Raw genomic sequence first — 13,603 nt, 5'->3', positions numbered from 1 at the left:
GCCGCTCACGCGAGCGTCGGCCGCGCCCGTTCCTCGCCCGTGTACTGCGTGACGCGCGTCACGTAGCCCTGCGTGATCCGCGGCAGGAACGGCCGCACGTGGTCGAAGTCGGTCGGGTCGAGGCCGGCGCGCTCGGCGCGCGCCTGTGCCCGCGCGACGCGGCCCTCGCCGGCGTTGTAGGCGGCGACCGCGAACAGGCGGCGCTCGCTCGGGTCGACGATCGGCGTCGTCGCGAGCCCACCCCCGAGCTTGGCCTCGCGCCCGAAGAGGTCGTGCAGATAGCGCAGATAGCCGACGCCGAGCGCGACGTCGTCGCTGCCCTCGGGGCGCTCGACCGTGCCGCGTGCGATCTTCTTCTTCATCTCGGCCTCGGTGTACCAGGTCACCTGGAACGTCCCCTTGCTGAGACCGTCCGCGCTGCGTGCCGTCGGATCGAGGCTCGACTCGGCGCGTGCGACCGCCACCGAGAGCGCCGGGTCCACCCCCGCGCTGCGCGCCGAGCGGTGGATCTCCGCCACCAGCCCGTCGGTATCGCGCCGTCGACCGGCGTCACGGGGCGTTGCGGCGGCGGTGTCGTCCGTCGCCGCCGCCGGCACGGCGACGGTCTCGTCGCTGCTCGCCGTCCGCAACGGCGAGGGCAGCATGGGGAACGGCGACGGCACCAGCGCCCCGACGCCGGACGATCCCGGCGCCGGCGCGCTCGGCCGCCCGATCCGCGGTGCGAAGCCCGCCGGCAGGGTCGCCGTCCGCGCCGTGACCCCGCCGGGTGCGGCAACGCCGGTCGTGGTGGGCCGCAGGCGCAGGTTGCGCAACACCTCGGCGAACGGCACCGGGGTCGGCGCCGGACGCACCCCGGAGAGGCCGGGGATGGGTGCGCCCACCGCGTCGCAAATCGTCGGAACCACGCCGGCGTTCTGCAAGCCCGGCGCCAGCCCGACGTCCATGTCTACGGGCGACGCGACCCGGCAGGTCCTGCCGCTACGGCAGGACCTGCCGGGCATCGCTTGCCGCGCGGCCGACTCGCGCGAGCCCGATCCGGCGGTTACAAGCCTCGTCTCCGTCCATGGCCGACCGTCGTCTGTCCCCGATTCCCTGGCACGCCGTCTTCGGCGACGACCGTCCCGTCGAGTTCGAGATCGGGCCCGGGCGCGGCGAGATCCTGCTCGCCTGGGCGCGGGCGGCGCGGGAGACGAACTTCTTCGCCGTCGAGCACGCCAGCGGCATGGCCACCGAGCTCGCGGGGCGGGCGGCGGCGGCGGGTCTCGCCAACGTGCGGGTCGTCGGCGGCGATGCGCGCTGCGTGGTGCGCCGGCTCGTGCCGGACGCCTCGGTCGCCGCCTATCACATCTACTTCCCCGACCCGTGGCCCAAGACACGCCACCGGCAGCGCCGTCTCTTCAGCGACCGCGCCTTCGCACCCGCGCTGCGGCGGACGCTGCGCCCCGACGGGCGGGTGCACGTGGCGAGCGATCTGCCGGCCCTGCACGCCGCGATGTGCGGGGCGCTGGTCGAGGCCGGCTTCGTGCGCGACGACGTCACCCCGCCGCCGCGCCTCCGCCCGACCACGAAGTTCGAGCGCAAGTACGCGGCCGCGGGAACCTGGTACGCCTGCTTCCGGCGCGGGGACTGACCGCCGCTCAGACGGCGGCGCCGTCGCCGAAGCCGCAGAACACCTCGTAGTCGATCAGCTGCGTCACGGTCGGAGCGTCGCCGCAGACGACGCACTTGGGATCGCGCCGCAGCTTCAGGATGCGCACGTCGCCGGTCAGGGTGTCGAAGTGCATCATGCGGCCGAGGAGCGGCTTGCCCTTGCCGAGGATCAGCTTGATCGCCTCGAGCGCCTGCATGCAGCCGACGATGCCGGGGAGCACGCCGAGCACGCCGGCCTCCGCGCACGACGGGACGGCTCCGGGCGGGGGCGGCTCGGGGAAGAGGCAGCGGTAGCACGGGCCCTTCGGCGGATCGTACACCGTCGCCTGGCCCTCGAACTGCCAGATGGCACCGTCGACGAGCGGCTTGTGCAGCATCACACAGGCGTCGTTCGCGAGGTAGCGCGTGGGGAAGTTGTCGCAGCCGTTCACGACGATGTCGAACTGCTCGAAGATGCGAAACGCGTTCTCCGACGAGAGCCGCTCGCGGAACTCCACCACCTTCACGTCGGGATTCAGCGCCTCGAGCGTCTTGCGCGCCGACTCGACCTTCGGCGTGCCGACGCGGTCGTTGGTGTGCAGTATCTGGCGCTGGAGATTCGAGAGGTCGACCGTATCCATGTCGACGATCCCGATCGTGCCGACGCCGGCGGCGGCGAGGTAGAGCGCGACCGGCGACCCGAGCCCGCCGGCGCCGATGCAGAGCACCTTCGCGTCGAGCAGCTTGCCCTGCCCGACCTCGCCGACCTCCGGGAGAAGGAAGTGGCGGCTGTAGCGGATCTGCTGCTCGGCGGTGAACTGACGGTCTTCCTGGATCGGCAGGCCCTGGTTCTTCCAGGCCCCGAAGCCGCCGCGCATCGAGGTGACGTTGCGGTAGCCGAGCTCGTTCAGGATGCGGCCTGCGAGCAGCGAGCGCACCCCGCCCGCGCAGTACGCGATGATCGGCGTGTCCTTGTCGGGGACGGTCTCCTCGATACGCATCTCGAGGAAGCCGCGCGGGATCGAGATCGCGCCGGGGATGTACCCCTGGCGGAACTCCTCCTTCTCGCGCACGTCGAGCAGCACCGGCCCGTTGCCGTTGCCGCCGATGCGCTGCTTCACGTCGTCGGGAGACGCTTCCGGCACCTGCCGGCGCGCCTCGTCCATGATCTCGGAATACGTTCGTGCCATCACGTCACCCTTCGATGCCGTCGTAGAGGTTCATCCGATACTCGAGCCACCTGGCCACGCCCGCGGCGTAGGTCGGGGAGAGCATCAGGCGCCAGAGCGAGAGCCGACGCCAGAGCGGATAGCGTCGTGAGAGCGTCAGGCGATCCGGCGTCATGCCGGCGAAGAAGCGGGCCTTCTCGGCGTCGGCGCGGCGCAGCAGCCCGCGCTTCCAGAGGGCCCAGACGATCACTCGGCCTCCGTGGCCGGCCCCTCCGCCTCGCGGTACGCGCGCAGCTGATCGAGCATCAGCGCGTCGTGCCCCCGCTCCATCACCACCGCCGACCGCTGCATCAACACCTGCTTCGTCTCCACGAAGTCCTCGCGCCGATAGCCCCAGATGCGGGGGTGGACGTAGGTGTCCATGCGGATCGCGTCGCACGGACACGCCTCGACGCACATGCCGCAGTAGATGCACTGGAGCGTGTCGATCTCGTAGCGGACCGGGAACTTCTCGACCTGCGGATCGGGATGCTGCCCGGCCTCGATGTGGATGCACTTCGCGGGACAGGCGGTCGCGCACAGGAAGCAGGCGGTGCAGCGCACGGCGCCATCGGGCTTGAGCGTCAGTCGGTGCGAGCCGCGATAGCTCTCCGGGTAGACCTTCCGCTCCTCGGGGTACTGCGTCGTCACCGCGGCGCGCTGCTCGCGCGCGATGCCTGCGACGTGCAGCACGTGCAGCGCCAGGTTGCGCACGAAGTGTCCCGCGGTGACGGCCACGCCGCGGAGCACCTCCGGGACGTACAGCCGCTCGGCGAGAGAGAGTTCGGGTCGCTGCGTCTGCATCGGGCGACTACCTACCATCCGTCGCCCGACGCCGCCACCAAGAGCGGTCCGGAAACGGGACCTTGCGGCGTCGGGCCGGCTCAGTTGCCGCGGCCTGGAGAGCCCTGGGGATGGCTGCGCAGCTCGCGCAGCCGGAACTCGAGCACGTCGACGAGGCAGCGGCCGCGCTGCCCGAGATCGGCCGCCTCGAGCAGGGCCTGGCGCTCGAGCGGCTCGATGTCGAGGTGCTGGGCCAGGAAGTTGACGAAGGTCTCGTCGTCGACGCCGCCGTCGCGCAGGCCGTCGGCAGGTGTGCGGCCCACCTGCGCGAGATAGCCGTCGACCAGGGCCCGGATGCGCCCGCGCAGCCCCGGGGCCAGCGCCGTCCCCGTCGTGCCGCGCCAGCTGACGACGGCCTCGCGGTACGGCGCACGGGCCAGCTCCCGGTGGATGTGGAACTCGCGCAGCCCGCGCAGGACGATGTTGAACCTGCCGTCGGGCAGCTCGTCGACGTGGACCACCTCGCCCACCGTCCCGACCGAGAAGACCTGCGGGCGCGCGTGATACTCCGCCTGCCAGTCGCCCTTCAGCAGCACCATGCCGACGAGATGCGCGCCCCTCAGCGCATCCCGCACCATCGCCCGGTAGCGCGGCTCGAAGACATGCAGCGGCAGCGGCATGCCCGGGAACAGCACCACATTGGGAAGCGGGAAGAGCGGGATGATCTCGGGCAGCTTCACGGCACGTCCCGGCAGGTGCGGCAGTCGCCGTAGAGGACGAGCGCGTGCGCCGTCACCGCATGGCCGGCACGCTGCGCGGCGGCGAGCCCGGCCTCCGGCAGGGACGGTCCGACGTCGGCGATGCGCCCGCACCGCCGGCACACGAAGTGGTCGTGCGGCGCCGCCGTGGCGTCGTAGCGCAGCGAGCGTCCGCCGACGTGCGCGACGCCGATGCGGCCCTCGTCGACCAGCCGCTGGAGGTTACGGTAGACCGTCCCCAGACTGATCCGCGGCAGGCGCCTGCGAACGTCCGCGAAGATCGCCTCGGCGGTGGGATGTGCGCTGCCCGACGCAGCGACCGCCGCGAGCACGACCTCGAGCTGGCGGCTCGAGCGGCGCCCCGAGGCCGGCGTCACCCGACCTCCGCGGGACAGGGACGGCGGCCCTCAGGGGGCGCGGCGCGATCGGCGGTCCGCATGACGTCCTGGGGACGGTGGTAGCACAGATCGCCGTCGGACGCCGACACGGCTGCTACCATGCCGGAAACCACGACCCCACCCAAGGCGGCGTGGGGGAGACGTCGCCCGGCGCGCATCGGCGCCGCCGGGCGTCGCCGCTCAGAGCCCGAGCGCCTTGACGCTGGGACGGACGCGTACCCGCTCGAGCCAGGCCTGAACCGGCGCCAGAGCGGGCTCGAACTCGAAGCCGAGACGGCCGAGGACGATCATGCGCGGCGCGAACGCCGCATCGGCGATCGTGAACTCGCTGCCGGCGAGGAACTCGCTGCCCTCGAGCCGGTCGCGGAGGTGATACAGGCAGCGACGCAGCTCCTCGCGCGCCTGCTCGACGCGCGGGGCGTCGCGCTCCGCTTCAGGCTTGCGCAGCTGGGCGAGCAGCGTGGTCGTGGGCGGGATGAACGAGTTGTCGCAGTAGTCCTCAAGCATCCGCACGAGAGCCCGGGCCTGCGAGTCCTCCGGCATGAGACGCGGGAGCGGGTACTCGTCCTCGAGATACTCGTTGATGATGGTCGAGTCGTAGATGACTTCGTCCTCGTCCTGGAGGACGGGGACCTTCCCGTAGGGGTTCATCCGCAGGAACTCGGGAGCCTTCTGCTCCTGCTTGCGCAGGTCGACGAAGACCTTTTCGTACTCGAGATCCTTCTCGGCCAGTACCACCCGTACCTTCTGGCAGAACGGGCAGTCCGGGTAGTCGTACAGCTTCAGCATGCGAAAGGCCTCCTCAGAACGGCGTGAACGGTACGGGAAAAGACGCGACCGTGCAATGTTGGAGACCTACAAATTCCGCATTTTTGCCGGATTTTTCACGGAACGTGCGTCCATGCGTGGTACGAGCTGCGCACCAGCGGTCCCGCCTCGACGTGCCGGAAGCCCAGGCCCAGCGCCGCCTCGCGCAGCTCGTCGAACTCGTCCGGCGGGACGTAGCGCACCACCTCGTGGTGCGCGGCCGTCGGCCGCAGATACTGGCCCAGGGTCAGGACGTCGCAGCCCGCCGCGCGCAGATCGCGAAAAACGCTGGTCAATTCCTCGCGCTCCTCGCCGAGCCCGAGCATCAGCCCGGCCTTCGTGAGGAGATCGGCGCGTACGCCACGGGCGCGGGCGAGGAGATCGAGCGAGCGCGCATAGCGCGCGCCCGGACGAACCCGGCGGTAGAGCCGCGGCACGGTCTCGAGGTTGTGATTGAGCACATGGACCGGCGACACGGCCACGGTCTCGACGGCGCCTGTGATGCCCTGGAAGTCCGGCACGAGCACCTCGACGCGGGTCTGCGGCGCCTGCGCCCGGATGGCGCGGACCGTCGCCGCGAAGTGCTCGGCGCCGCCGTCGGGCAGATCGTCGCGGTTGACCGAGGTCACCACCACGTGGGCGAGCCCGAGCCGGGCCACCGCCGCCCCCACCCGCCCCGGCTCCAGGGGATCGACGGTGAGCGGCTTGCCGTGGGCGACGGCGCAGAACGAGCAGTTCCGCGTGCAGGTGTCGCCGAGCAGCATGAACGTGGCGGTGCGATGTCCCCAGCACTCGCCGATGTTCGGGCAGCGCGCCTCCTCGCATACGGTATGCAGGCCGAGCTCGCGGACCGTCGCCAGCGTCTCGGCGTAGCCGGGGCCGCCGGGGACGCGCACCTTCAACCACGGCGGATGGCGCCGCACGACGCCCGGCCCGGCGCTCATGCGGACACCGCCTGCTCCGCGGAGGCCGGGAGCTCCTGCCAGCCCGCGTAGCCGAACGCGGCCACGAACCGCGCCCGCACGCGCGGCAGCACCGCGTCGATCTCTGCCGGCCCGCCCTCCGCCGCGACCGACGTCATCCGTACGCCCGTGATGCCGCAGGGCACGATCGAGACGAAGCCGCCGAGGTCCGGACCGACGTTCAGCGCGAAGCCGTGCCACGTCACCCAGCGGCGCAAGGCGACGCCGATCGAGCCGATCTTGCGATCCTCGACCCAGACGCCGGTGAGCCCGGGGCGGCGCGCCGCCGCGATGCCGAAATCCGCGAGCGCGTCGATCAGCACCTGCTCGAGCGTGCGTACGTACCAGTGCACGTCGAGCCGGTGCCGGCGCAGCGCGAGGATCGGATAGCCGACCAGCTGCCCCGGACCGTGGTAGGTCACCTGTCCGCCCCGTCCGACGCGCACGACCGGCGTGTCCGCCGCGGCAGCGGCACCGAGGAAACGCGCATCGGCGCCGCGACCGAGGGTGTACACGGGCGGATGCTCCAGGAGCAGCAGGACGTCGTCGCCACCGGCCAGGCGCTCGGCCACCAGCCGCTCCTGCCAGGCGAGCGCCGCCGCGTACGGCACGCGCCCCGGGGTGGCCACCATCAGCTCCATCGCGCTTCCATCTTGACCGCGCGGCCCTCCGCCGCAAGCGCCGGCGCCCCCGGGACGCACGCGTCTCACCGCATCAGCAGGGCCTGCCCGTTCGGCTCGAGACCGAGCGCCGCGCTCACCGGCGCGAACGAGCGACGATGGACCGGCGACGGCCCCAGGCGCCGCAGCGCCGCGAGATGCGCGCGCGTCGCGTAGCCCATGTGCCGCGCGAAGCCGTACTCGGGATAGTCGGCGTCGAGCGCCCGCATGAGCGCGTCGCGATGCACCTTGGCGACGATCGACGCCGCCGCGATCGAGGTGACGAACGCGTCGCCCTTCGGATACGCGCTCTGCGGCATCGCCAGCGACGGGATCTCGCGCCCGTCGACCAGCACGTAGCCCGGCTCGATCGGCGCGAGCGCGGCGACGGCGCGCCGGCAGGCCTCGAGCCCGGCACGATAGATGTTGATGCGATCGATGTCGGCGACCTCGACCACGGCGACCCCGACGGCGAGCGCGCGACGCCGGATCTCCACCGCGAGGCGCTCGCGCTCCGGCGCGGGAACCGTCTTCGAGTCGGCGACGCCGACGATCTCGCACTCCGGCGGCAGCACGACCGCGGCGGCGACGACCGGCCCGGCGAGGGGTCCCATGCCGACCTCGTCGACGCCGGCGACGTGGCGCACGCCGATCCGCCACAGGAGGCGCTCCAGATGGGGCGCCGCCATCGGCACGGCGGCCCGTCCGCGCTTGCGCGCCGGCGCCCTCACGCCGCCTCCGCGCGCGGCGGCCGCAGCAGGCCGGCCACGAGACCGAGCACGCCGCGCTCGTCGAAGCCGTCGACGCCGTTGTACCAGGCGAGCCCGACGCGCTGCGCCCGCCGGCTCGCGCGCGCGACGCCGAACCAGAAGCGCGCCCGCGGCCCGTAGAACCAGCGCGCGGCGCGGTCGAGGAGCCGCAGCTTGCGTCCCATCGCGCCGCCCGCGACGGCGCGCGCATAGTCGGCGAAGTCGAACCGTCCCTCCGCCCGCGCGCGCACGATCGCGTCGGCGGCGAGGACGCCGTACTCGAGCGCGAACGAGATGCCCTCGCCCATGAGCGGATCGCAGCCCGCGGCGTCGCCGACGAGGAGCGCACGCGGGGCGGCGACGGCGGTGCCCGGCGCCCAGGTGCGGATCGGGAACGCCTGCCACGCGTCGCTGCGCGCGCCGATCCGCGCCAGCTCGGCGTCGAGCTCCGCCCGCAGCCGCACGCCCGTGATCGGCGGCAGCGCGTAGGCTCCCGCGTTCACGTGCGGCTCGCCGCCGATGAGGCAGGGAAACGACCAGCGGTACCCGCGCAGCCCGGCGGTGCAGGGCGCGAAGTCGAACTCGTAGCGGCCGGCGGCGAAGCCGTCCCAGCACGTGTCGCGCAGCGGAACGTCGCACATGACGGCGCGGCCCACGACACCACTCGGCCCCGGGACGAGCGCACGCCGTACCAGGCTGCCGCTACCGTCGGCGCCGACGACGATCGGCGCCCAGTACGTGCGGCGGCTGGTGTCGACGCGGATGCCGTCGCCGTCGCGTGCGATCGCGACCACCCGTGTGTCCTCGTGCAGCGCGACGCCGCGGTCGCGCGCCGCCCAGGCGAGGCGTGCGTCGAACTCGCGGCGGCGCACGACGCGGCAGAGGCCGGGCTCGTCGACCGCCACCCGGGCCGACGGCACGATCACGCCGGCACGGTCGACACGCACCGACGGTACGTCGGCCACGAGCCCCAGCTCGGCGAGCACGCGATCGCTCTTCGGAATGACGCCGCCGGCGCAGATCTTGTCGCGGGGATGGTGCTGCTTCTCGAGCAGGACGGCGTCGGCGGCGAGCGCAGGATCGCGCCGGGCGAGGCGCAGCGCCGTTGCCGCGCCCGCCGGTCCCGATCCGACGATGATGACCGATCGCCGCTCCACCCTCGCGGCTCTGTAGCCCAGCCGCCGTCCGCCTGCCAGGGTCAGCCGTCGGCGAGCAGGCCCTTGCCCGGCACGTGATTGATCTCCAGCCGCGTCCCGACCGGGTCCTCGAAGAGCAGCGAGTAATAACCCGGCGCCCAGGCGCCGTCCTCGGGCGGATGCACGATGGTGGCACCGAGATCGCGCACGAGCGCGTACACGGCGTCGACGTCGGCGCGCTCGCGGGCTCGGAAGCAGAGGTGATGGAGCCCCGGCCGGCGCTGGTCGAAGCGCGCCGCGGCGAACTCGTCCGCCGCCGGCTGGATGCCGAGCGCGGTGCGGCCGCCGACGCAGTACAGCATCACCTCCGCGTCGATGACGGGCCGCATGCCGAGCTGCGGCAGCAGCGCGCGGTAGAACTTCTGGCAGGCCGGGAAGTCGCTGACCGTGAGGAAGACGTGCGCGATGCCGTTGATCTCCATGTCGGCCCTCTGCCTGTGCGACGGCCCCGACACAACGTGCGCCGCCGCCGGACCGCGGGCGGCGTCCGCTCCGCCGCCGCGGCCGGACATCGTGCAGCGTCGCGTGCGACGCTGGAGCCGACGGGCGCCGGCAGGTAACAGCGGGGACCCGCATGTCGCCGCTCGTCGCGCTGCTCCTCGCCGCCGTCCTGTTCTCGACCGGCGGCGTAGCCATCAAGGCGACGGCGCTAGACGGCGCGGTGGTGGTCTGCCTGCGCTCGCTCCTCGCGGCCGCGGCGTTGCTGCTCCTGCTACCCGGTGCCCGCCGCGGCTGGCGCCGGGAGACCGTCGTCGCCGCGCTCCCCTACGCCGCCACGCTCACGCTCTTCGGCCTCTCGACCAAGCTGACGACGGCGGCCAACGCGATCTTCCTCCAGTCGACCGCGCCGCTGTGGGTGGCCGCGTTGGCGCCCTGGCTGCTCGGCGAGCCGCTGCGGCGTCGCGACCTCCTCTTCCTCGCCGTCATGCTGCTCGGGCTCGTCACCATCGTCGCCGACCCGAGCCTGCCGGCGGCGAGCGCCCCGGCGCCCCGACGCGGCGACCTCCTGGCGGCGGCGTCCGGGCTCACCTGGGCGCTCACGCTGATCGGGCTGCGGCGCGCGGCGGCGGGCGCGCTCCCCGGCGCGGTGCTGGTCGCCGGCAACCTCTTCGCGGCGCTCGTCACCCTACCGGCCGCGCTGCCGCTCGCCGTGCCGGCGGCGGGTGACGTCGCGGTGCTGCTCTACCTCGGCGTCGTGCAGGTCGGCCTGGCGTACGTCTGCCTCGCGCACGCCCTCCGTCATCTGCCGGCGTTCGAGGTGTCGTTACTGCTCCTGCTGGAGCCGGCGCTGAACCCGCTGTGGGTCTGGCTCGTGCTCGGCGAGCAGCCCGGTCCCCTGGCGCTCGCGGGCGGCGCGCTCCTCATCGCCGCCACGGGGTGGCACGTCCGCGCCGACAGCCGCGCAGCGGCGGCCGCCTGACGGCTCGCCGGCGCTCAGCCGGCGGCGCGGGCCACGGCCACCGGCGCGGCGAGCGGCAAGGTCAGCACCGCGCGCGTGCCGCGCCGCCGGTCGCTCTCGATCTCGATCCGCCCGCCGTGCCGCTCGGCGATCTCGCGCGACAGCGCGAGGCCGAGCCCGGCGCCCTCCGTTCCGCCTCGCGCCCACGCGCAAAGCGCTCGAAGACGCGCGCCCGATCGGCCGGGTCGATTCCTGGGCCGTCGTCCATCACGGCGACCAGCTCGTCGAGCCGCAGCGGCGCCCGCTCGGCATCGAGCGCGCCCGCCTCGACGGCGCTGAGAGCGAGGATATCCTCGGACAGACGCCCGAGACGCTCCGCCTGCTCGAGCCCGTCGAGGAGGCCGTTGCGCCAGCCCTCGGGCCGATCGCCGCGCGCGAGCGCCACCACATCGCCGTCCGCATCTGAAGGTCGATCATCACCGCCGCAGCCACGACGATCACACAGGCGAGCGCCCCGAAGCCGAGCGTGAGCCGCAGCCGCAGGCTGCGTGGGACGAGGCGCCACGTCAGCACGGCGGCTCGCTCGCCAGCACGAAGCCGGCGCCGCGCACGGTGTGGACGAGCGGCGAGCGGCCCTCGGCGTCGAGCTTGCGCCGCACGCGGCTCACGTAGACGTCGACGAGGTTCGATAGGCCATCGTAGTTGCGGTCCCAGCACTCGTCGAGGAGCTGGCTGCGCGTCACCAGCTCGCCGGCGTGGCGCGCGAGGTACTCGAGAATGGCGAACTCCTTGGCCGTGAGCGAGATCGCACGGCCCCCCCGCCGCACGCTGAAGCGGGCCGGGTCGACCTCGAGGTCGCCGACGCGCAGGATCGTCGCCAGCACCGTCGTCCCGCGGCGCAGCAGCGCCCGCACCCGGGCCACCACCTCGGCGAACGCGAACGGCTTCGCGAGGTAGTCGTCGGCGCCCGCGTCGAGCCCGGCGACCCGGTCGGCGAGCCCGCCGCGCGCCGTGAGCACCAGGACGGGGACGGCGTCGCCGCGCTCGCGGAGATCGCGCAGGAGGAGGACCCCGTCGGCGTCGGGGAGGCCGAGGTCGAGGATGAGGCAGTCGTAGCGATGCTCCCGGCACAGGCTCGCAGCCTCGCCGGCGCGGTCGGTGACGTCGACCGCGTACCCGTGGGTGGCCAGCCCCTGGCGCAGTGCGCGGGCGATGGCGGGGTCGTCCTCGACCACGAGCAGGCGCATCGGTACCGGAGGATAGCCCTCCGGAGCTACGACGCCAGGCCACCGGCCGCCCGCGCAGGCGTCGGGTTCACCTCGGATTCATGGGGGGCCCGGCATGGTAGATGGGCGAATGTCTCGCCGTCTCGCTCTGCCCGCCGCGGTCGCCGCCGCCCTCGTAGGGTTGCTCGTGGCCGGCAGCCTCCCGTTCTACACCCGGGCCGAGCCGCGGGAGGCCAACGCGGCGCGGGCGATGGTGGAGGGACGGGGGCTCCTCATCCCGGAGCGCGCCGGCGACGCCACCTCGAAGAAGCCGCCGCTCTATCACTGGCTCGCGGCGGCGGCGCTCCGTGCGGGCGTCCAGCCGGCCGAGCTGGCGGTGCGTCTGCCGAGCGTCGTGCTCGGTGCCCTGGTGGTCGGCGCGACGGCCGGCATCGGCGGCACCGCGTACGGGACGGCCGCCGGCGTCTTCGCTGCCCTCGCCCTCGCGACCAGCTTCGAGTGGTTCCGGGCCGCCACCCAGTCGCGCGTCGACATGACGCTCACCGCCTTCCTGTCGCTGGCGACGCTGGGGCTGTGGCTCGGCGTCACCCGCGACGACCGTCGCTGGCTGCGCATCGGAGCGCTGGCGGCGGCCCTGGCGACGCTGGCCAAGGGGCCGATCGGCATCGTCCTGCCGCTCGCGATCGTCGGCGTCGACGCGCTGTGGAGCCGCGACCGCGGCCGCCTGCGCCGGCTGCTCGATCCGGTGGCCGCGGCCTGCGTGCTGTTGCCGCCGGCCTGCTGGTACCTGCTCGCGACCGAGCACGGCGGCGCCGCCGTCCTGCGCACGCAGCTCCTCGGCGAGAACATCGAGCGGTTCCTCGGCGTGGGCGACGTCCCGCACCGCCACGGCCCGCTCTACTACCCGCCGCTGCTGGCCGGCGGACTGCTCCCCTGGACGCCGGCGGTGGCCGTCGGCCTCCGGAAGGCCTGGCGGCGGCGCACGGCGATCGACCGCTTGTGCCTCGCGTGGGCGGGCGTGATCCTCGTCTTCTTCTCGCTCGCCGCCGGCAAGCGCTCGGTCTATCTCCTGCCGGCCTACCCGCCGCTCGCGCTCCTCGCCGGGCCTGCGCTCGTCGCCTGGTGCGCGCGACCGGCGACGGTCCGCGCCCGGCGCGTCGCCGCGGCGAGCGCCGCTTTCGTCGGCCTCGCCGCCCTCGCGCTCAGCCTTCCGGCGGTGCAGGCCGGGCTCGCCGAGCTGGCGACGCGGATCGTATGCAGCGACCGCGAGCTGCTCGGCCCTGCGTTCTCGGTGATCGCCACCTCCCCGTGGCGGATTCCCGTGACCGGGCTCGCGCTCGCCCTGGTCCTCCTCCTCGGGATCGGCGGACGCACCGCCGCGGCGCGCGGCGCCGGCCTCGTCGGCTCCGGGCTCCTGTTGACGGTGGGGACGGTCTTCCTCGGGACGTTGCCGCTGGCGACGGCCCTCACCCCGCGCGAGTTCGCGCGGGCGGTCGAGCGTCGCGTCGGCCCCGACGGCCGCCTGTGTGCGCTCGGCCCCCTACCCGAGGATCTGCGCTGGTACCTCACGCGACCGGTGCCGGCGTGCGAGCTGCGCTGCGATCAGCCGGGCGGCACGGACTGGGTCGTGCGCACCGCGGCTTTCGACGCCCGCCGGCGTGAGGCCTGCCTGCGCCCGTCGCTCACCCACACGGGGACCGGTCCCGGCGACAACCTGCGGCTCGACCGCGTCACGGTCGTCACCGCCGCCGAGGACCCCGCCCGCACGGCGCCTTCCGCTCCCGCTCCGCCGCACGGGATCCCTTGACGGTCACGCGCGGCGCGCGGTA

The 13,603-nt window shown here is 73.7% G+C and carries 16 protein-coding genes and 1 pseudogene; 3 read left to right on the top strand and 14 right to left on the bottom strand.

The annotated features are described in order from the left end of the window. Positions 1-5: 5 nt before the first annotated feature. Positions 6-905, bottom strand: a complete 900-nt coding sequence (locus KIT14_13565) for a transglycosylase SLT domain-containing protein (GenBank protein MCW5891561.1) — start codon at positions 903-905, stop codon at positions 6-8. A 158-nt stretch (positions 906-1,063) separates the two neighbouring features. On the opposite strand from KIT14_13565, the gene KIT14_13560 reads away from it, so the two are divergent. Further along, complete coding sequence (locus tag KIT14_13560) at positions 1,064-1,630, top strand: tRNA (guanosine(46)-N7)-methyltransferase TrmB (GenBank protein MCW5891560.1); 567 nt, start codon at positions 1,064-1,066, stop codon at positions 1,628-1,630. Positions 1,631-1,637: 7 nt separating this feature from the next. Here the strand turns inward: KIT14_13560 and moeB are convergent, their stop codons facing one another. The 11 genes from moeB to KIT14_13505 all read right to left on the bottom strand — a co-directional run bounded on the left by moeB (position 1,638) and on the right by KIT14_13505 (position 9,571). Further along, positions 1,638-2,819 (bottom strand): molybdopterin-synthase adenylyltransferase MoeB, encoded by a 1,182-nt coding sequence (gene moeB, locus KIT14_13555; GenBank protein ID MCW5891559.1) that lies wholly within the window; start codon positions 2,817-2,819, stop codon positions 1,638-1,640. A gap of 4 nt (positions 2,820-2,823) precedes the next feature. Then, on the bottom strand, positions 2,824-3,048 hold the full coding sequence (locus KIT14_13550; GenBank protein MCW5891558.1) for a hypothetical protein: 225 nt from the start codon (positions 3,046-3,048) through the stop codon (positions 2,824-2,826). Then, entirely contained in the window at positions 3,045-3,641 is a 597-nt protein-coding gene (locus tag KIT14_13545) for an NADH-quinone oxidoreductase subunit I (protein ID MCW5891557.1), read from the bottom strand. Before KIT14_13545 ends, KIT14_13550 begins: the two co-directional genes overlap by 4 nt. 80 nt (positions 3,642-3,721) lie before the next feature. Then, positions 3,722-4,360, bottom strand: coding sequence for an LON peptidase substrate-binding domain-containing protein (locus KIT14_13540; protein ID MCW5891556.1), 639 nt, complete (start codon positions 4,358-4,360; stop codon positions 3,722-3,724). Next, positions 4,357-4,755: a transcriptional repressor gene (locus tag KIT14_13535; GenBank protein MCW5891555.1), complete on the bottom strand. Its 399-nt coding sequence runs from the start codon at positions 4,753-4,755 to the stop codon at positions 4,357-4,359. The genes KIT14_13540 and KIT14_13535 overlap by 4 nt, the downstream gene beginning before the upstream one ends. Positions 4,756-4,956: 201 nt before the next feature. After that, positions 4,957-5,565 carry a glutathione S-transferase family protein gene (locus KIT14_13530; protein ID MCW5891554.1) on the bottom strand — a complete coding sequence of 203 codons (609 nt, stop codon included), beginning with the start codon at positions 5,563-5,565 and terminating at the stop codon, positions 4,957-4,959. Positions 5,566-5,660: 95 nt separating this feature from the next. Next, on the bottom strand, positions 5,661-6,527 hold the full coding sequence (gene lipA / locus KIT14_13525; protein MCW5891553.1) for a lipoyl synthase: 867 nt from the start codon (positions 6,525-6,527) through the stop codon (positions 5,661-5,663). After that, on the bottom strand, positions 6,524-7,186 hold the full coding sequence (lipB, locus tag KIT14_13520) for a lipoyl(octanoyl) transferase LipB (protein MCW5891552.1): 663 nt from the start codon (positions 7,184-7,186) through the stop codon (positions 6,524-6,526). The genes lipA and lipB overlap by 4 nt, the downstream gene beginning before the upstream one ends. Positions 7,187-7,251: 65 nt before the next feature. Then, positions 7,252-7,893, bottom strand: a complete 642-nt coding sequence (locus KIT14_13515) for a ribonuclease HII (GenBank protein MCW5891551.1) — start codon at positions 7,891-7,893, stop codon at positions 7,252-7,254. A 38-nt stretch (positions 7,894-7,931) separates the two neighbouring features. Then, positions 7,932-9,110, bottom strand: coding sequence for an FAD-dependent monooxygenase (locus KIT14_13510; protein ID MCW5891550.1), 1,179 nt, complete (start codon positions 9,108-9,110; stop codon positions 7,932-7,934). Between the two features lie 41 nt (positions 9,111-9,151). Next, positions 9,152-9,571: a VOC family protein gene (locus tag KIT14_13505; protein MCW5891549.1), complete on the bottom strand. Its 420-nt coding sequence runs from the start codon at positions 9,569-9,571 to the stop codon at positions 9,152-9,154. A gap of 152 nt (positions 9,572-9,723) precedes the next feature. Here KIT14_13505 and KIT14_13500 point away from each other — a divergent pair, with 152 nt between their 5' ends. Further along, positions 9,724-10,569: a DMT family transporter gene (locus tag KIT14_13500; GenBank protein ID MCW5891548.1), complete on the top strand. Its 846-nt coding sequence runs from the start codon at positions 9,724-9,726 to the stop codon at positions 10,567-10,569. Positions 10,570-10,583: 14 nt separating this feature from the next. On the opposite strand, the pseudogene KIT14_13495 reads toward KIT14_13500, so the two are convergent. Together KIT14_13495 and KIT14_13490 are read right to left on the bottom strand one after the other, a co-directional pair. Then, a pseudogene (locus tag KIT14_13495) lies at positions 10,584-10,816 on the bottom strand (sensor histidine kinase). Positions 10,817-11,114: 298 nt separating this feature from the next. Next, positions 11,115-11,795 (bottom strand): response regulator transcription factor, encoded by a 681-nt coding sequence (locus KIT14_13490; protein ID MCW5891547.1) that lies wholly within the window; start codon positions 11,793-11,795, stop codon positions 11,115-11,117. Positions 11,796-11,904: 109 nt separating this feature from the next. On the opposite strand from KIT14_13490, the gene KIT14_13485 reads away from it, so the two are divergent. Then, on the top strand, positions 11,905-13,581 hold the full coding sequence (locus KIT14_13485; GenBank protein ID MCW5891546.1) for a glycosyltransferase family 39 protein: 1,677 nt from the start codon (positions 11,905-11,907) through the stop codon (positions 13,579-13,581). Positions 13,582-13,603: the final 22 nt, after the last annotated feature.

Source organism: bacterium, assembly GCA_026129405.1.
Classification (GTDB): Bacteria; Desulfobacterota; Binatia; order DP-6; family DP-6; genus JAHCID01.
This window is presented reverse-complemented; position numbering and strand designations above follow the sequence as displayed.